We start from the raw sequence: 18,267 nt of genomic DNA on the forward strand, positions 1-18,267 counted from the left end.
AGGAGAAAATATGACACCTCATATAGAAGCAAAAAAAGGTGAAATTGCAAAAACGGTTTTGATGCCAGGCGATCCACTTCGTGCAAAATATATTGCTGAGAATTTTTTAGAAAATGTAAAACAGGTAAATAGTGTTAGAAATATGTTAATGTTTAGTGGAACTTATAAAGGTAAAGAGGTTTCCATTTGTGGCTCAGGTATGGGAGTTCCTTCCATAGGGATTTACTCATATGAGCTTTTTAAATTTTATGATGTAGATACTATCATCAGAGTAGGTTCAAGTGGAGCTTATTCAGAGCATTTAAATATTTATGATGTTGTTTTAGTAAAAGAAGCATATAGTGATTCAACTTCATTTCCAAAATTAGTTCTTGGTGAAGATACACACATAACTTATGCATCACAAGATATCAATGAAAAATTAAAACAATCAGCTAGTAAACTTGGTGTAAAACTTTTTGAAGAGAGAGTTCACTCAACAGATGTTTTCTATGCAAACCGTCCGCTAGAAGAGACAATCAAAATAACACAAGCAAGTTGTGTTGAGATGGAATCAACAGGTCTTTTTACAAATGCAAAAGCAACAGGTAAAAATGCAGCATGTTTACTTAGTATATCTGACCATTTGATAACAAATGAGCAAACAACTTCAAAACAAAGAGAGACTACTTTTAACGATATGATAAAAGTAGCCCTAGAGAGTTTGTAACTATATAAATGAGATGCCAAGTTTAGTGCTTGGTATCTCTAAATGTTTTGCGATTGAGCTTGCACTATCGCAAAAACTATCTCTTATACCGATACATCCTAGGTTTTTATCTTTATAAATTCCAAAAACTGGCACATTTTCTCTTGTATGATCACTTCCTTTAAAAGTTGGGTCACATCCGTGATCAGCTGTTATGATTAAAAAGTCTTCATCTTTTAAATTATCAATAACCTCTTTTAATCTTGAATCAAAATACTCTAAACCTTTAGCGTAGCCCTTGGTATCTCTTCTATGTCCCCATTCCATATCAAAATCAACAAAATTTGTATATATTATGCCATCTTTATCTAATTCACTCATGGCTTTTAAAGTTGCATCCATTAAACCATCTAATTTGTAAGCAAGGATTTTTTTACTTATGCCATGTCCTCCAAAAATATCATAGATTTTACCAACTCCAATGACCTCTTTCCCTTGTTCTTTGGCAATTTCCAAGACAGATTTGCCACTTGGTCTTAATGAGTAGTCTTTTCTATTCTTTGTTCTTACAAATTTTGCTTCTCTGTCTTTTTTAAATGGTCTTGCAATTACTCTTCCGATGTTGTATTTATCACTTACTTTTCTTGCAATTTCACATAATCTGTATAAATTGTCCAATCCAAAATCATTTTCACTAACAGCAATTTGAAGTACAGAATCAGCGCTTGTATAAAAGATTGGAAAACCAGTTTTTATATGTTCCTCTCCTAAAGATTCAATGATTTCAATACCTCCAGCATGGCGATTTCCTAAGATACCTTTGATACCTGATAACTCTTTAATCTCTTCTATCATTTCTTCAGGGAAAACTGGAATTTTTTCTTCAAAATATTTCATATCAACATCCATAGCAACTCCAGCCATTTCCCAGTGGCCTGAGAGAGTATCTTTGCCAACAGAAGTTTCTTTTGCCACGCCCCAAAAACAATTATCTAATAACTCTTTTTGTTCTACATGTAGAGATTTTTTATTGTTAAGTTCATATGCTTTTAATAAGCCAAGAGAACTCATATTTGGTATATTTAAATCACATTTTTGAGAGATATGTCCTAGTGTGTCAGCACCTTCATCTCCAAATCTTTTTGCATCATCAGCATTGCCAATACCAAATGAGTCCATCACAAGCCAAATAACTCTTTTCATTAGTAACTCTCTTTTGAAATTTCACCATTTATTATGGCTATGCCTGAGCTTGTTCCTAACCTACTAGCACCAGCTTCAATCATCTCTTTTGCTTTTTCATAACTTCTAATTCCACCTGAAGCTTTTATATTTACTTCATCTTTTACAACACTCTTCATGATTTTAATATCTTCTAAGCTAGCTCCTCTTGTGCTAAATCCAGTAGAAGTTTTTACAAAATCAGCTTTTAAGTCTTTTGAAATTTCACATACTTTTCTAATCTCACTCTCATTTAAAAGTGCAGTTTCAAGAATAACTTTTAAAGTTATACCTTTACATGTATCTCTGAGAGCCTTAATATCATCTTTTACTAAATCAAATCTATCAGATTTAACCCAGCCAACATTGATAACCATATCGATTTCACTTGCTCCATCCTCAATAGCACATTTTGCTTCGTAAGCTTTTGCTTTAGTACTTATAGCACCAAGTGGAAAACCAACAACGCTACAAACTTTTACTTCACTTCCTTTTAAAAACTCTTTTGCATCTTTTACATAACATGAGTTTACACATACACTAAAAAAATCATACTTCTTTGCTTGAGAGCAAAGTTCTTTTATATCTTCTATATTAGCATCTTGTTTTAAAAGTGTATGGTCAATATATTTTGCTAAATTATTCATAAATAAATCCTATATGTAGTTTTAAAATAAGAGTATATAAAAAGTCAGATTAAATACAGTAAAAGTTAAAAGGTTAATTCAATTTTTTTCAAAGATTATTTTAGATAGACTCTGTTTTATGAGTGAAAATATAGATAAATTAATAAAAGCGGCAAAAGAAGCATATAAAAATGCATATGCCCCATATAGTAAGTTCAATGTAGGCTCAGCTATACTTGATGAGAATGGAAATATTCACATAGGTTGCAATGTAGAAAATGCAGCATATCCAAGTGGAAGTTGTGCAGAAGAACAAGCCATAGGAAATATGATAGTAAATGGTGGAAAAATTATAAAAGAGATTGTAGTTATTGGAAAATCCAAATTTTTAGTAACTCCTTGTGGTGCGTGTAGACAAAGGATTAGAGAGTTTTGTGATAAAGAAACTTTGATTCATATATGTGATTTTGATAAAGGCCTACAAAAGAGTTTTAGCTTAGATGAACTCTTAGCATACTCTTTTGGGCCTGAAAATTTATAATCATCTCTCTTTTACATAAGGTACACCATCAGCTTTTGGAGCAACAGCGCGACCTATGAAACCTGCTAGCAGTATGACTGTTAGTATGTAAGGTGCTGCTTGTATTAGCTGTACTGGAACTTGTCCAATAAATGGTATAGAAATTCCTTGTAAACGCATAGATAGTGCTTCAAGAAATCCAAATAAAAAGCACGAGAGCATTGCTGGTATTGGTTTCCATTTTCCAAATATCATAGCAGCTAAGGCGATATATCCTTTACCTGCTGACATATTTTGTATAAATGATGCATTTTGTGCAATAGATATATAAGTTCCGCCAATTCCAGTTAAAATACCTCCGATAAGCACTGCACGATATCTTAAAAATGCAACTGATATACCAGCAGTATCAACAGCTTTTGGGTTTTCTCCAACAGCTCTTAGTCTTAACCCAAATCTTGTTTTAAACAATACCCAATATGTAATTGCAACGCATAAAAACGCAAAATACACAAGTATATTATGACCACTTATCAGCTTAGCATAAATATCACCTAAAATTGGTACATTAGATAGCATATCAACACCTGGAAGTTTTATAGGCATGAATCTGTCATCATTTACTAGTGTTGGAGTTTGTCCAGCTCTGTGAAACCATGCAGTTCCTAGAACTACTGTTAATCCAGCAACTACTATGTTAATTGCCACTCCACTAATCACTTGATCACCTCTGTGTGTGATACAAGCAAAGCCATGAACTAAGCTTAATAACATAGAAACAACGATAGCTGCAAGTAAACCAAGCCAAGCAGAATGAGTAACAGCAGCCACGCTAGCAGCAGCAAATGCACCAGCAAGTAGTTTTCCTTCTAGACTAATATCAACTACTCCTGATCTTTCTGAAAATATTCCAGCCATTGCTGCAAAAATCAATGGTACTGATAGCCTTATTGTAGCTGATAATATAGAGAGGATATCGACTAGTGAAAAATCCATCTTATATATCCTCCCTGTTTTTTTTATTGTACAAAAAAGAAAAAAGTTTTTCTATCCAAGGTTTACTCATATAAGCTAGTGCACCACTAAAAAGTATAATCAATCCTTGGATTACAAATACCATTTCTTTAGAAATTGTAGGCATATCAAAAGATAGTTCGGCTCCACCTTGAAAAAGTGCTCCAAAGAGGATACTTGCCATTATGATTCCAATAGGATGATTTCGTCCCATAAGAGCAACAGCAATGCCTGTAAAACCATAGCCTGCAACAAAATCAAGCATAAGTTTATGTTGAACTCCCATGATTTCATTTACTCCTGCAAATCCAGCAAGTGCTCCAGAGATTAGCATAGTAATCATAATTACTTTTTTTGTATTGATACCAGCATACGATGCTGCTGGTTCACTAAATCCAACTGAGCGCATCTCATATCCCCACTTTGTATGCCAAATGTATATCCAAACAAGAAAAGATACAACCAAAGCAATGATAAAACTAAGGTTTAGTGGTGAATCTGATAGTTGTATTCCAAATTTTGCAAAAATTTCTTGCATCGAAGGCATCCATGCATTTTCACTAAAAACACGACTTTCTGGAGTCATACTACCAGGTTGGATAAAAACATTTACAAGTAAATATACCATTAGGTTTGCAGCAATGAAGTTAAACATAATAGTAGTAATTACTATATGACTTCCTCTATAAGCTTGCAAATATGCAGGAATTGCAGCCCATAAAGCTCCAAATAGCATAGCAGCCATAATTGCCATTGGGAAAAGTAGCCAAAATGGTAAGTATTGATCAAATGCAAGCAGTACAACAGCAACACCAAGTCCACCTATATAAGCTTGTCCTTCACCACCAATATTAAATAGCATTGCATGAAAAGCAACTGCAACAGCAAGTCCTGTAAAAATAAAGTTTGTTGCATAATAAAGAGTATATCCTATACCTTCACTACTTCCAAATGCTCCTTGAATCATAAGTTTTAGAGCTTCTATCGGATCTTCGCCTACAAAATAAATAATTAAACCTGAGACAAAAAGTGCTAAAGCAAGATTTATTAGAGGGATTAGTAAAATATCTGCCCATATTGGTATTGGCTTTGATATATTAGCCATTTTTACTCTCCTCTATAGAATTTGTCATCATAAGTCCTAAGATTTTCTCATCTGCTTCATGGGCATTAACTTCACCTACTATTTTACCATCGAACATAACAATTATACGATCAGATAATGAAATAAGTTCATCAAGTTCTCCTGAAACTAAAAGAATAGCACTTCCTTGATTTCTCATTTCTATAATTTTTTGATGAATAAATTCAATTGCTCCTATATCAACTCCTCTTGTAGGTTGCCCAACCAATAGTACTTTTGGTGAGAGATCCATCTCTCTTGCTAGGATTAATTTTTGTTGATTTCCACCTGAGAAATTAGCTGATTTTATATATGGATCATTTGGTCTTACATCAAAATTATCCATGAGTTCTAAACATTTATCTTTTATAGCTTTTGCTTTAGTTAAAATATAACCATTGTAAGTAGGGCTATTTTGATATCCAAGTATAGAAGATTCACATGCCTCAAATTGAGGTATTAATCCTCTTTTTAGCCTGTCTTCTGGAACGTGAGCGATGCTAGCTTCTCTAATTTTTTTAGGGTTTGTTTGGTTTTTAGGAGTGATTTTTACCTCACTTATATTAATTTCTCCACCACTACAATTTTTTATACCACTAAGCACTTCAAGTAGTTCACTCTGCCCGTTACCAGATACTCCAGCAACTCCTACAATCTCACCTGATTTTACACTAAAGTTTACATTGTCTAATCTTTTTACTCCATCATTATCAATAAATTCAAGATTTTTTACATCGATGAGAGTTTTACCCAATTTCGCTGGTTTTTTATCAACTTCCATACGAATTTTTCTACCTACCATAAGTTCGGCAAGCTCTTCTTTGCTAGTTTGTGAAGTTTTTCTATTTGCGACAATTTCTCCAGCTCTCATAACTGAAACATTATCAGTCAAATCCATAATTTCACGTAATTTATGGGTAATGATGATGATTGTTGTACCTTGTTTTTTAAGTGCACGCAATATATCAAATAGTTGGTCAGCTTCTTGTGGTGTTAAAACTCCGGTTGGTTCATCCAAAATGAGTATTTTTGCTCCTCTATAAAGAGCTTTTATAGTCTCAACTCTTTGTTGTTGTCCAACAGGAATACTATCTATCCTAGCATCTAAATCAACATATAATCCATAATCCTCTTCAAGTTTTTTTATCTCTTTTGTAGCATGACTTATACTTTTAGAAAGCATCATTCCACTTTCAGCCCCAAGGATGATATTTTCTAAAACTGTAAAATTTTCTACGAGCATAAAATGTTGATGCACCATGCCAATACCTGCACGAATTGCATCGGTTGAATTTTTAATGGAAGTTTCTTTTGAGTTTACATAAATTTTACCTTTATCAGCTTCATAAAAGCCATAAAGAATACTCATTAGTGTTGATTTACCAGCACCATTTTCCCCCACGATACCATGAATGGTACCTTTGGGGATTTTAAGATTTACATTTTTATTTGCCCTAACTGAGCCAAAGGACTTATAAATGCCCTTTAACTCAATAGCTATAGAATCTGTTTTAGACATACGCAAATTGTATTTAGTATTTACAAGAATTATCAGACATATAGTCGTGAACTTTTATCTTGCCAGAGATTATATCTGCTTTTGCTTTTTCAACTGCCTTTTTCATTTCATCAGTAATTAAATCTTTATTGTACTTATCATAAGCCCAATCAACACCATTTTCTTTTAATCCAAGTGCTTTGATACCAGGTTTAAACTTTCCATCTTTAGCTTCTTTGAAAAGATTATAAGCAGCAACATCTACTCTTTTTACCATAGATGTTAACATAGTGCCAGGTTGAAGATAGTTTTGGTTAGAATCTACTCCAATTGCAAGTTTACCTGAGTCTTTTGCTGCTTGATATACACCAATACCAGTACCACCAGCTGCTGCAAAAACAACATCTACACCACGATCAAATTGACCTTTTGCAAGTTCTCCACCTTTACTAGGGTCATTCCATGCTGAAGGAGTACTTCCTGTCATGTTTTTTATAACTTCAATCTTAGGGTTGACATACTTAGCACCTTGCTCATAACCACATTGAAATTTTCTAATTAGAGGAATATCCATACCACCAATAAAACCTACTTTTTGTGTTTTAGAAGCCATGGCTGCAAGCATTCCTACGATAAATGAACCCTCATGCTCATTAAAAACAATAGATTGAACATTTGGTTGATTTACTACCATGTCAATAATGCCAAAATTAATATTTGGATATTTTTTTGAAACTTTCTCGATTGCTGGGCCTTGTGCAAAGCCAATTCCTAAGATTGGATTAGCACCTCTTTGTGCCATTTTTTTAATCGCTTGTTCTCTTTGAGTAGGGTTTGTAACTTCAAAGCTTTTATAGTTTATGCCAAACTCTTTTTTAAACTTTTCTACTCCGTTATAAACGCCTTCATTGAATGACTTGTCAAATTTACCACCCATGTCAAATACAACTGCTGGTTTAAAATCACCCGCGCTTAGTGTAGCAACAGCTACTGCCATTAGCAATCCTGCTTTCCATACCTTCATACTTATCCTTTTGGTTTAGATTTAAGAATTATTTAGATAAACTCTTATTAAATTAATAAGTGTGATTTTACTATACTTATCTTAAATATCCTTAATATATTTATTTTTATAGGAAAATTTTTATTTAAATAAAAAATATTTTAAATTTAGGTTGTATATATGTTTATTCCTCAAGAATTTATAAGAAAAAAAAGAGATAACAAGCCCTTGAGCAAAGAAGAGATTGAAGAGTTTATCAAGGGAGTAAGCGATGGAAGTGTTGCAAATGAACACATAAGCGCATTTGCTATGGCTATATATTTTAATGGTATGAGTTTACAAGAGAAGACTAACTTGACTTTAGCTATGAAAAATTCAGGCAATACACTTTCTTGGGATTTAGATGCACCAGTAGTAGATAAACACTCAACTGGTGGTATCGGAGATGTAGTATCTTTGATGTTAGGTAGTATGTTAGCAGCTTGTGGACTTTATGTACCAATGATTTCAGGTCGTGGGCTTGGACACACAGGAGGAACATTAGATAAGCTAGAATCAATCCCAAATTACAATGTACTTCCTAGTGATGAAGTGTTTAAAAAAGTTGTAAAAGAGTGTGGTGTTGCTATTATTGGTCAGACAAGTTCTCTAGCTCCAGCAGATAAAAGAATATATGCCATAAGAGATGTAACAGCAACTGTTGAGAGTATTCCTCTTATTAGTGCTTCAATACTTTCAAAAAAACTAGCTGAAGGGATTGATACACTTATAATGGATGTAAAAGTTGGAAGTGGTGCTTTTATGCCTACTTATGAACTGTCGCGCGAACTTGCTCAATCAATTGTACAGATTGCCAATAATGCTGGGGTAAAAACTCAAGCTCTTTTAACAGATATGAATCAATGTTTAGCTTATAGTGCAGGAAATGCCATAGAAGTTAAAGAAGCAGTAGAGTATCTAGCCAATATAAGAAAAAATCCAAGACTACATGTAGTAAATTTGGAGTTATGTGCTGCTGCTATGTTAAAAAGTGGTATGGTAAAAGACAAAGATGAAGCAATTTTAAAATTGGAAAACTCTTTGAGTAGTGGAAAAGCTTTAGAGGTATTTTCTAAGATGGTAAGTTTGCTTGGAGGCCCAAATGACTTTTGTGAAAATTATGAGAAGTATTTAGCTAAAGCAAATATAATAAGACCAATATTTAGCGAAGTTAGTGGTATAGTTGAATCAATGGATGCTATTGAAATTGGTATGAGTGTTGTTGGTCTAGGAGGAGGACGAATACGCCCTGAAGATAGCATTGATCATAGTGTAGGATTAGAAAATATTATAAATTTAGGCGAAAAAGTAGATAAACAAACTCCGATAGCCACAATACATGCAAAAGATGAAGACTCATTTAATGAAGCTAAAAAAAGAGTTTTAAAGGCTATAAAGATTGGAGATAAAAAACCAGAAATAAAAGAGATTTATGAAATCATATAAAAACTTTAATATTAACTTAATGATAATTTTGGTAAAATCCGTGTCTTAATAAAAAAACTTAAAGGAACATACTAATGTATGCAATCATTAAAAATGGTGGGAAGCAATACAAAGTTCAAGAGGGAGATTATATAAATCTTGACCATCTTGACGCTCAGCCAAAAGACAAAATTGTAGTAAGTGAAGTTCTAGCAGTAAAAAGCGATGATGAACTTAAGGTTGGAACTCCATTCGTGGATGGAGCAAAAGTTGAACTTGAAGTTATAACTGACGGAAAAGATAAAAAAGTTGTTATCTATAAAAAGCGTAGAAGAAAAGATTCTAAGCTTAAGCGCGGTTTTAGAAGACAGTACACAAAAGTAAAAGTTTTAAGCATTCAAGCTTAATCCCAACGACTACAAAAGTAATAGGAGAAAATAATGGCTCACAAGAAAGGTCAAGGTAGTACCCAGAATAATAGAGATTCAGCAGGTCGTAGACTTGGTGTTAAAAAATTTGGTGGAGAGTTTGTAAAAGCAGGTAATATTATCATTAGACAAAGAGGAACAAAAGTTCATCCTGGTGATAATGTAGGTATGGGAAATGACCATACTATCTATGCTTTAGTTGACGGTCATGTTCAATTTGGTCGTAGAGATAAAAAAAGAAACAAAGTTTCTGTAATCCCCGCTTAATTAAATTGGCGAGTTTAAAACTCGCCAACCTCCCATGAGATTATTTACAATCTCTACATCTATAGATATTATAAATAATCTAAATTCTAAAAATAAATATAAATAAAAGGCTTTTAATGTTCATCGATAATGTAAAATTAACTCTAAGTTCAGGTAATGGTGGAGCAGGTTGTGTATCTTTTAGGAGAGAAAAACATGTCATCAAAGGAGGTCCTGATGGTGGAGATGGAGGAAAAGGTGGAGATGTTTACTTTAGGGTAGATAAAAACACGCATACACTATCTCATTTTAGAGGAAATCAACACTTAAAAGCTCAAAATGGTCAACCTGGTATGGGTAGAAAGTGCTATGGAAAGTATGGTGAATCATTAGAAGTTATTGTACCTCCTGGAACTCAAGTGATTGATGATGAAAGTGGTGAAGTACTTTTAGATTTAGTTGAAGATGGACAAAAAGTTTTATTTTTAGAAGGTGGTAAAGGTGGGCTTGGAAATACTCACTTTAAAAGCGCAACAAACCAAAGACCAAATTATGCTCAACCTGGAATCAAAGGCGAAACTAAAAAAGTAAGACTAGAATTAAAACTTATTGCGGATGTTGGACTTGTGGGATTTCCAAATGTCGGAAAATCAACTTTGATTTCTGTCTTATCAAATGCAGAGCCTGAGATTGCAAATTATGAGTTTACAACACTTACTCCAAAATTAGGAGTTGTAGAAACTGATACTTATGAATCATATGTAATGGCTGATATCCCAGGTATCATAGAGGGTGCTAGTGATGGAAGAGGTTTAGGACTTGAATTTTTAAAACACATTGAAAGGACTAAATTTTTACTTTTTATGATAGATATTGCAAATTACAGAGGTTTAGAAGAACAATTTAAAGCTCTAAAAGAAGAATTGAAAAAATTTTCTAGTGAACTTAGTAAAAGAAGTTATGCAATAGCTCTTAGTAGGTGTGATGCAATTAGTGAAGAAGAGTTGAAAGAAAAAGCTGAAGGATTTATTGATATGCTTGGTTTAAAACCAAATGATAATGCAAAATATTTTGATGCAGATATTAATATCCCTTCTTTTGCGCAAGATGTAAAAGGTTTTGAAGGATATGATAGAGAAAAGCCGTATTTTGTATTGCCAATTTCTTCAATTTCTAGAACTAATTTAGAAGCTATAAAATATGCACTTTTACATGGTGTAAATGATATGAGAAAAGAGTTATTATGAGAATAGTTGTTAAAGTTGGAAGTCATGTTTTAACTGAACAAAACCGTATAGAAAAAACTCGTATGCTAAATTTAGTCGAGTTTCTAGTTGAATTAATGAAAGAGCATGAAGTAATACTCGTAAGCTCAGCTGCAGTAGCAGCTGGCTATTCTAAGCTAAAGCTAGATAAAAAATCTCTTCCAAACAGACAAGCAATTGCCGCTGTTGGTCAGCCTCATTTGATTGAATTGTATAATAGAAAATTATCAAAATTTGAAAAAATTGGAGCTCAGATTTTAATAACGGCTGATGATTTTGACTCTAGAAAAAGAACAAGAAATGCAAAATGTACTATCGATACACTCATAAGTGAAGGGGTTTTGCCAATCATCAATGAAAATGATGCAACTGCAGTCGAAGAATTAGTTTTTGGTGACAATGACCAACTCTCAGCCCATGTAGCTCACTTTTTTAAAGCTGACTTGCTTATCATACTCTCTGATATTGATGGGTATTATGATAAAGACCCTAGAAAATATGATGACGCTGTTGTTAAAAAAGTTGTTCATCAAATTGATGAAGAAGAGTTAAAACTACCAAGTAGTGCTGGAACAGAGTTTGCAACCGGCGGCATTGTTACAAAATTAAAAGCAGCTGATTTTCTTTTAAAAAGAGGAAAATCAATGTTTATGGCTAGTGGTTTCGACTTAAGTGATGTAAAAAGCTATATGTTTGATAAGGCACATAAAGGTGGAACTTTGTTTACATGTAAGGAAGTATTATAATGAATATCGTATTTATGGGGACACCAGATTATGCAACTACCATTTTAGATGAGTTAGTTACATGTAAAGATATAGATGTAAAATTAGTACTGACTCAACCAGATAAGCCAGTAGGAAGAAAGCAAGTTTTAACACCTCCGCATGTAAAAAACTATATTTTAAATAATAATTTAGATATCGAAATCTACCAGCCTTTAACTCTTAAATCTGATGAGGCTCATGAGAAAATCAAATCAGTAAATCCAGATTTTATTGTAGTAGCTGCTTATGGGCAAATTCTTCCTAAAAATATTTTAGAAATCTCTCCTTGTATAAATCTTCATGCTTCACTTTTACCAAAATACAGAGGTGCAAGTCCGATTCAATCTAGCATATTAAATAATGATGAGTTTAGTGGAGTAACTGCTATGCTTATGGAAGAAGGGCTTGATAGCGGAGATATATTGGGATTTAGTTATATAAAGCTTGATGAGAATATTTTAGTAGGTGAGCTTTTTGATAAATTATCAAAAATGGCTGCAAAGCTTACTGTAAAAACACTAAAAAACTTTGAAAATATTTCTCCAATTAAACAAATTGATGCAAACTCATCATATGCAAAGAAAATATCCAAGACAGATGGCTTAGTAGATTTTACAACACAAAGTGCCAAAGAAATATTTACAAAATTTAGAGCATTTACTCCATGGCCTGGAGTTTTTACTAAAGATGGTTTAAAGTTGAAAGATATTGAGCTTGTAAAAGGTATAGGAAAAGCAAATACTATTATTGGGATTGATAAAGATTGTGTGATAGTTACATGTAAAAGTGGTGCTCTTAAATTAAAAAAAGTTCAACCAAGTTCAAAAAAAGAGATGAATGCAATTGATTATATTAGAGGAAAAAGGTTAGAACTTGGAAATCAAATGGTTTAATCATTTAGAATCTACACACAAATATTTGATAAATGCCATAAAAGAAGGCTCAATCAACCCGCCCATGGCTATTGGATGTAATTTTCAAAGTGCTGGGGTTGGGAGTAGAGGTAATGAATGGATATCACAAGAGGGTAATCTTTTTTTATCTTTTTGTGTAGAACAGAAACACTTGCCAAAAGATTTAAAATTAGAGTCGACTTCTATTTATTTTTCTTATATTTTAAAAATGGTTTTAGAAGCTTTAGGCTCGAAAGTATGGATAAAGTGGCCTAATGATTTTTATTTGGAAAACAGAAAAATAGGTGGTGTAATTACTACAAAAGTAAAAGATACAATTATAGGCTCAATTGGTCTAAATATACAAGTCGCACCCCAAAATTTTGGGACTTTAGACATAAAAATAGTACCTATAAAGTTAGTTGAACTGTTTATAGAAGAGTTAGAAAAAAATATTTCATGGAAGAAAGTTTTTAGTAAATATAAGATAGAATTTCAAAATAGTCTTGGGTTTACTTTCCATTTAGAAAGTAATGAAATATCTTTACGCAATGCGAAGTTGTGTGATGATGGTTCGATTGAAGTAGAAAATAAAAGGGTGTACAGTTTAAGATGAGTGAGATAATAGCTATTGCAAATCAAAAAGGTGGTGTCGGCAAAACCACAACTGCTGTAAATCTTGCGGCTTCACTTGCCGTGGCAGAAAAAAAAGTTTTATTGATTGACATTGATCCTCAATCAAATGCAACAACTGGTTTAGGGATTCATAGAAATGATTATGAATACAATATCTATCATGTTCTTATTGGTAGAAAAAAATTATCTCAAGTTATTTTAGAGACTTCTCTTCCAACACTTCATTTAGCTCCATCAAATATCGGATTAGTTGGTGTAGAAAAAGAGTTTTATGATGCCAATACAAAAGGTAGAGAGCTTATTTTAAAAAATAAGATTGACGAGATAAGAGATCAGTATGATTATATTATCATAGATTCTCCTCCAGCTTTAGGAAGTATTACGATTAATGCTCTAAGTGCTGCAAACTCTGTTATCATACCAATTCAATGTGAGTTTTTTGCATTGGAGGGTTTGGCTCAACTTTTAAACACTGTTAAGCTAATAAAACGTACAATAAATCCAAAGCTTGAAATCAAAGGTTTTTTACCTACTATGTATTCAACCCAAAACAATCTTTCAAAGCAGGTTTTTGCAGACTTAAAACAGCACTTTAAAAACAAACTTTTTATAGATAAAGATACTTCCAACTATGTAGTAATTCCAAGAAATATAAAATTGGCTGAATCACCTAGTTTTGGAAAACCAATTATTCTTTATGATATTCAATCACCAGGTTCAAAAGCATATCAAAATTTAGCAAATTCAATTTTAGTTAGTTAGGAGATTTTTAATTATGGCTGGTAAAAAAGCATTAGGTAGAGGTTTGGGAGCTATTTTTGAAGATGTAGAGGAAGCTTATAACCAAGATATTAGCAGTTCTGCTGATCTTGTTCGTGAAATAGATGTAAATAGAATTTCTCCAAATCCATACCAACCAAGAAAATATTTTAATGAAACAGCTATAAAAGAATTAAGTGAATCAATCAAAAAGCACGGTCTTTTACAACCAATAATTGTTGTTCAAAAAGATGATGATTATATGCTTTTAGCAGGGGAGCGAAGATTTAGAGCAACAAAAGAAGCTGGGCTTGAAACAATAAGAGCTATTGTAGCAGATATTGAGTCTGATAACCTTAGAGAATTAGCTCTGATTGAGAATATTCAAAGAGAAGATTTAAATCCAATAGAGTTAGCAGTAGCTTATAAAGAATTAATAGAAGAGTATAAAATTACCCAAGAAGGCTTGAGTGAAATTATTAAAAAAAGTCGTACTCAAATTACTAATACTTTAAGGTTATTGAATTTAACTAAAAGAACACAAGAACTTTTGATTGAGGGAAAACTTTCTCAAGGACATGCTAAAGTAATAGTTGGCTTAGAGCCTAGCGAAGAAGAAAAGATTGTAAATACAGTAATTGGTCAAAAACTTAGTGTTAGAGATACTGAACAGTTAGTAAAAAAATCTAAAATTAGTGATAATGAACAAATTAAGAAGAAAAAAGAAGATATAAAGACATTAGAAGAGCTAGAAAGCTTAAAAGAAAAATTAAGCGATATAGGCTTAAAAACTACAATAAAATCAAACACAATTACAATAAAATTTGAAAATAATGAATCTATTAGTAAATTTTTAGAAAAAATTAAATAATTATTCCTTGTTTAATAAAGTTTTTCGTTTAAATATGTTAAAATCCGCACAATTTTAGTTATGCTTGTTTTTAAAGCAAGCGTAATTAGATTAGTGAAATTTACCTAGGCACTTAAATAAAGGAGCAAAAACATGTTGGACATTAGCCCAATACTTTTGCTGGTTACTTTAGTTGTATTTTTTATTTTGTTGATTGTTCTTAACAAAATACTATACAAACCGCTTTTGACATTTATTGATAATAGAAATGAATCAATAAAGCGTGATTTGGAAAATGCGGGTAAAAATACCAGTGATGTTGAGGCTTACTACAAAGAGGCTAATCAAATTATCCTTGAGGCAAAGGCTGAAGCAGGAAAAATTAGAGAAGAAGCTTTGAGTAAGGCTAAGGAGACTTCTGCAAAAAAAGTCGAACAAAAGCAAAGTGAACTCGAAGAAGAGTATGTTGCGTTTTTGAAAGATTTAGAAGCAGAAAGAGAAGAATTTCAAGAAAGTTTGAGTTCAAGTATCCCACTTTTCAGAGATGCTATCAAACAAAAACTTGGCAATATATAGGAGGTCTGGACTTGAGAATTAAATATTTATTACTTCTTTTAATGCCAGTATTTGTCTTGGCAAATGAGGGAGGAAGTGGAGAAACTGATATTCTTCCAAGAGCTATAAACTTTATCATATTTGCATCAATTCTTTACTATCTTTTAGCAGACCACGTTAAAAATTTCTATAACGGAAGAATTTCAGGTATTGCTGATAGATTAAATTCAATTCAAGAAAAAGTAAAAGAATCACTAAATGCAAAAGAAAAAGCTCTTTTGAAAGTTGAGGATGCAAAAGCTAGTGCTAAAGCTTTGGTTGAAACTTCAAAAAAAGAAGCTGAGTTATTGGCACAAAAAGTACAAAGCGATACCGAGCTAGAACTTCAAAATCTAGAAAAAGCATATGCTGAAAAAATCGAAATTGAAAGACGTAAAATGGCAAGGGATGTTGTCAATAGCGTTTTAGATGAAATGTTTGATAAAGATTCAATTTCTATTGATAAAGAAGAGCTAGTTAAAATTGTTATGAAGAAGGTTGCTTAATGAAAGGAATTATTGCAAAAAAATATGTAAATGCCCTTTTAAAGAGCTGTGAGGATTCAGAAGTTTTGGCTATCGAAAAGTCTATTGAAGAATTAAGCAGTGCTTTTAGTAATAGCAAGTTTAAAAATATAATTTCATCACCTGATGTAACTAGTAAAGAAAAAGAAGATTTTATATTATCTTTGCTATCGTTGGAGGATAAAAAGCTTATTAATTTTATTAAATTATTGGCATCTAATGAACGTTTATATTTGATTCCTGAAATTTTAAAAGAATTAAAGTATCAAAATTGTGTAAAAAACAACTCTTATGTAGGAGAAATCATTAGTAATTTTGAAATAGACAAAGAGCAGGTTTCAAAATTAGAAGAAAATTTTAGTAAAAAGTTTAATGCTAATATAAAACTAGAAACAAAGCTTAGTGATTACCCTGGTGTAAAAATAGAGTTAGATGATTTAGGTGTTGAAGTTAGTTTTTCTTTGGATAGATTGAAAGCTCAAATGGTTGAGCATATTTTAAAGGCTATTTAGAAGCAAGAAGTTTAATCTCCTTATGAATAAGTGAGATGAATTTAACTTGGAAAATTTTCAAGTTAAAAAATGTAATTAAATATTAAATAAAAAAGATGTTAAGGAGCAGTTTGTGGGAGCAAAAATGAAAGCTGATGAAATCAGTTCAATCATTAAAGAACGCATTGATAACTTCGAATTAAATGTTGATGTAGAAGAGACAGGAAAAGTTATATCAGCAGCTGATGGTATTGCAAATGTTTATGGATTAAACAATGTAATGGCTGGTGAAATGGTTGAATTCGAAAATGGTGAAAGAGGTATGGCTCTTAACCTAGAAGAATCAAGCGTAGGTATTGTTATATTAGGTAGTGGTGAAGATATTAAAGAAGGAACTTCAGTAAAAAGACTTGGAAGACTACTTCGTGTTCCTGTTGGCGACGCTCTAATTGGACGTGTTGTTAACTCTTTGGGAGATCCAATTGATTCAAAAGGACCAATTGAAGCAAGTGAAACTAGATTTGTTGAAGAAAAAGCACATGGTATTATGGCTAGAAAATCAGTTCATGAACCACTTCAAACTGGTTTGAAAGCTATTGATGCACTTGTACCAATTGGTAGAGGACAAAGAGAGCTTATTATTGGTGATAGACAAACTGGTAAAACAACAGTTGCAATAGATACAATCATTAACCAAAAAGGTCAAGATGTTGTATGTATTTATGTTGCAATTGGACAAAAACAATCAACAGTAGCTCAAGTTGTAAAAAAACTTGAAGAGCATGGCGCAATGGATTATACAATTATTGTAAATGCTGGAGCTTCAGATTCTGCTGCACTTCAATACTTAGCACCATATGCTGGTGTTGCCATGGGTGAGTATTTTAGAGATAATTCACGTCATGCATTAATAGTATATGATGATTTAAGTAAACACGCTGTTGCTTATCGTGAAATGTCATTGATTCTTAGACGTCCTCCAGGCCGTGAAGCATATCCTGGTGATGTTTTCTATCTACATTCGAGATTACTAGAGCGTGCTGCAAAAGTTAATGATGCATTAGGTGGTGGTTCTTTAACTGCTCTTCCTATTATTGAAACTCAAGCTGGCGATGTTAGTGCTTATATTCCAACAAATGTTATTTCTATTACAGATGGACAGATTTTCCTAGAATCTGATTTATTTAACTCAGGTATTCGTCCTGCGATCAATGTTGGACTTTCAGTAAGTCGTGTTGGTGGTGCTGCCCAGATCAAAGCTACTAAACAAGTTGCGGGTACTCTTAGACTTGATCTTGCTCAGTATCGTGAACTTCAAGCGTTTGCACAATTTGCAAGTGATTTAGATGAATCAAGTAGAAAACAACTAGAGCGTGGACAAAGAATGGTTGAAGTTCTTAAACAACCTCAATACTCTCCACTTCCAGTTGAAAAGCAAGTGGTAATTGTTTATGCTGGAGCAAATGGTTTCTTGGATGATATAAATGTTGAAGAAGTTACAAGATTTGAAGCTGAACTTTATCCATTTGTTGAAGCTAAGTATCCTGAAATTTTAGAACAAATTAGAGATAAAAAGAAGTTAGATAAAGATATTGAAGATTTATTATCAAAAGCATTGAACGAGTTTAAAGCAACGTTTGCAACAAAGTAAGGATAG

The 18,267-nt window shown here is 32.6% G+C and carries 21 protein-coding genes; 15 read left to right on the forward strand and 6 right to left on the reverse strand.

Translation table 11 applies throughout. The features are described 5' to 3' along the window. Nucleotides 1-10 precede the first annotated feature (10 nt). Nucleotides 11-709 carry a purine-nucleoside phosphorylase gene (gene deoD, locus ACKGJI_RS02755; protein ID WP_458701030.1) on the forward strand — a complete coding sequence of 233 codons (699 nt, stop codon included), beginning with the start codon at nt 11-13 and terminating at the stop codon, nt 707-709. Here the strand turns inward: deoD and ACKGJI_RS02760 are convergent, their stop codons facing one another. Together ACKGJI_RS02760 and deoC are read right to left on the reverse strand one after the other, a co-directional pair. Next, a complete protein-coding gene (locus ACKGJI_RS02760) occupies nt 710-1,891 on the reverse strand; it encodes a phosphopentomutase (RefSeq protein ID WP_458701031.1) in 1,182 nt (393 codons plus the stop codon). Next, entirely contained in the window at nt 1,891-2,556 is a 666-nt protein-coding gene (gene deoC, locus ACKGJI_RS02765) for a deoxyribose-phosphate aldolase (RefSeq protein ID WP_458701032.1), read from the reverse strand. Before deoC ends, ACKGJI_RS02760 begins: the two co-directional genes overlap by 1 nt. Nucleotides 2,557-2,674: 118 nt before the next feature. Here deoC and cdd point away from each other — a divergent pair, with 118 nt between their 5' ends. After that, the gene (gene cdd, locus ACKGJI_RS02770; protein ID WP_458701033.1) at nt 2,675-3,076 is read left to right on the forward strand and encodes a cytidine deaminase; all 402 of its coding nucleotides are present in this window, start codon (nt 2,675-2,677) and stop codon (nt 3,074-3,076) included. On the opposite strand, the gene ACKGJI_RS02775 is transcribed toward cdd, so the two are convergent. Genes ACKGJI_RS02775 through ACKGJI_RS02790 form a run of 4 tightly spaced genes read right to left on the reverse strand, consistent with a single transcriptional unit; the run spans nt 3,077 to nt 7,714 of the window. Next, nucleotides 3,077-4,051 carry an ABC transporter permease gene (locus tag ACKGJI_RS02775; protein WP_458701034.1) on the reverse strand — a complete coding sequence of 325 codons (975 nt, stop codon included), beginning with the start codon at nt 4,049-4,051 and terminating at the stop codon, nt 3,077-3,079. A 1-nt stretch (nt 4,052) separates the two neighbouring features. Next, nucleotides 4,053-5,174, reverse strand: a complete 1,122-nt coding sequence (locus ACKGJI_RS02780; protein ID WP_458701035.1) for an ABC transporter permease — start codon at nt 5,172-5,174, stop codon at nt 4,053-4,055. Next, nucleotides 5,167-6,711, reverse strand: a complete 1,545-nt coding sequence (locus tag ACKGJI_RS02785; RefSeq protein WP_458701036.1) for an ABC transporter ATP-binding protein — start codon at nt 6,709-6,711, stop codon at nt 5,167-5,169. The genes ACKGJI_RS02780 and ACKGJI_RS02785 overlap by 8 nt, the downstream gene beginning before the upstream one ends. A gap of 13 nt (nt 6,712-6,724) precedes the next feature. Beyond that, nucleotides 6,725-7,714 carry a BMP family lipoprotein gene (locus ACKGJI_RS02790; protein WP_458701037.1) on the reverse strand — a complete coding sequence of 330 codons (990 nt, stop codon included), beginning with the start codon at nt 7,712-7,714 and terminating at the stop codon, nt 6,725-6,727. A gap of 159 nt (nt 7,715-7,873) precedes the next feature. Between ACKGJI_RS02790 and deoA the strand changes: the two genes are divergently transcribed. From deoA to atpA, 13 genes are all read left to right on the forward strand, one after another. Beyond that, nucleotides 7,874-9,178, forward strand: coding sequence for a thymidine phosphorylase (gene deoA, locus ACKGJI_RS02795; protein WP_458701038.1), 1,305 nt, complete (start codon nt 7,874-7,876; stop codon nt 9,176-9,178). A 74-nt stretch (nt 9,179-9,252) separates the two neighbouring features. Further along, nucleotides 9,253-9,564: a 50S ribosomal protein L21 gene (gene rplU, locus ACKGJI_RS02800; protein WP_458701039.1), complete on the forward strand. Its 312-nt coding sequence runs from the start codon at nt 9,253-9,255 to the stop codon at nt 9,562-9,564. Between the two features lie 33 nt (nt 9,565-9,597). Further along, entirely contained in the window at nt 9,598-9,852 is a 255-nt protein-coding gene (gene rpmA, locus ACKGJI_RS02805; RefSeq protein WP_458701040.1) for a 50S ribosomal protein L27, read from the forward strand. A gap of 116 nt (nt 9,853-9,968) precedes the next feature. After that, nucleotides 9,969-11,078, forward strand: a complete 1,110-nt coding sequence (obgE, locus tag ACKGJI_RS02810) for a GTPase ObgE (RefSeq protein ID WP_458701041.1) — start codon at nt 9,969-9,971, stop codon at nt 11,076-11,078. After that, nucleotides 11,072-11,842 carry a glutamate 5-kinase gene (gene proB / locus ACKGJI_RS02815; RefSeq protein ID WP_458701687.1) on the forward strand — a complete coding sequence of 257 codons (771 nt, stop codon included), beginning with the start codon at nt 11,072-11,074 and terminating at the stop codon, nt 11,840-11,842. The genes obgE and proB overlap by 7 nt, the downstream gene beginning before the upstream one ends. After that, a complete protein-coding gene (fmt, locus tag ACKGJI_RS02820) occupies nt 11,842-12,756 on the forward strand; it encodes a methionyl-tRNA formyltransferase (RefSeq protein WP_458701042.1) in 915 nt (304 codons plus the stop codon). The genes proB and fmt overlap by 1 nt, the downstream gene beginning before the upstream one ends. Further along, nucleotides 12,737-13,372 (forward strand): biotin--[acetyl-CoA-carboxylase] ligase, encoded by a 636-nt coding sequence (locus ACKGJI_RS02825; protein WP_458701043.1) that lies wholly within the window; start codon nt 12,737-12,739, stop codon nt 13,370-13,372. Before fmt ends, ACKGJI_RS02825 begins: the two co-directional genes overlap by 20 nt. Next, nucleotides 13,369-14,154, forward strand: a complete 786-nt coding sequence (locus ACKGJI_RS02830) for a ParA family protein (RefSeq protein WP_458701044.1) — start codon at nt 13,369-13,371, stop codon at nt 14,152-14,154. The genes ACKGJI_RS02825 and ACKGJI_RS02830 overlap by 4 nt, the downstream gene beginning before the upstream one ends. A gap of 13 nt (nt 14,155-14,167) precedes the next feature. After that, a complete protein-coding gene (locus ACKGJI_RS02835; protein WP_458701045.1) occupies nt 14,168-15,022 on the forward strand; it encodes a ParB/RepB/Spo0J family partition protein in 855 nt (284 codons plus the stop codon). 132 nt (nt 15,023-15,154) lie between these two features. Next, nucleotides 15,155-15,577, forward strand: coding sequence for a FoF1 ATP synthase subunit B' (locus ACKGJI_RS02840; protein WP_458701046.1), 423 nt, complete (start codon nt 15,155-15,157; stop codon nt 15,575-15,577). A gap of 11 nt (nt 15,578-15,588) precedes the next feature. After that, a complete protein-coding gene (locus ACKGJI_RS02845) occupies nt 15,589-16,101 on the forward strand; it encodes a F0F1 ATP synthase subunit B (protein ID WP_458701047.1) in 513 nt (170 codons plus the stop codon). Further along, on the forward strand, nt 16,101-16,631 hold the full coding sequence (locus ACKGJI_RS02850) for a F0F1 ATP synthase subunit delta (protein ID WP_458701048.1): 531 nt from the start codon (nt 16,101-16,103) through the stop codon (nt 16,629-16,631). Before ACKGJI_RS02845 ends, ACKGJI_RS02850 begins: the two co-directional genes overlap by 1 nt. Before the next feature lie 112 nt (nt 16,632-16,743). Further along, complete coding sequence (atpA, locus tag ACKGJI_RS02855) at nt 16,744-18,261, forward strand: F0F1 ATP synthase subunit alpha (protein ID WP_458701049.1); 1,518 nt, start codon at nt 16,744-16,746, stop codon at nt 18,259-18,261. The last annotated feature ends 6 nt before the right edge of the window (nt 18,262-18,267 follow it).

It is taken from the genome of Sulfurospirillum sp. 1307 (assembly GCF_054408545.1).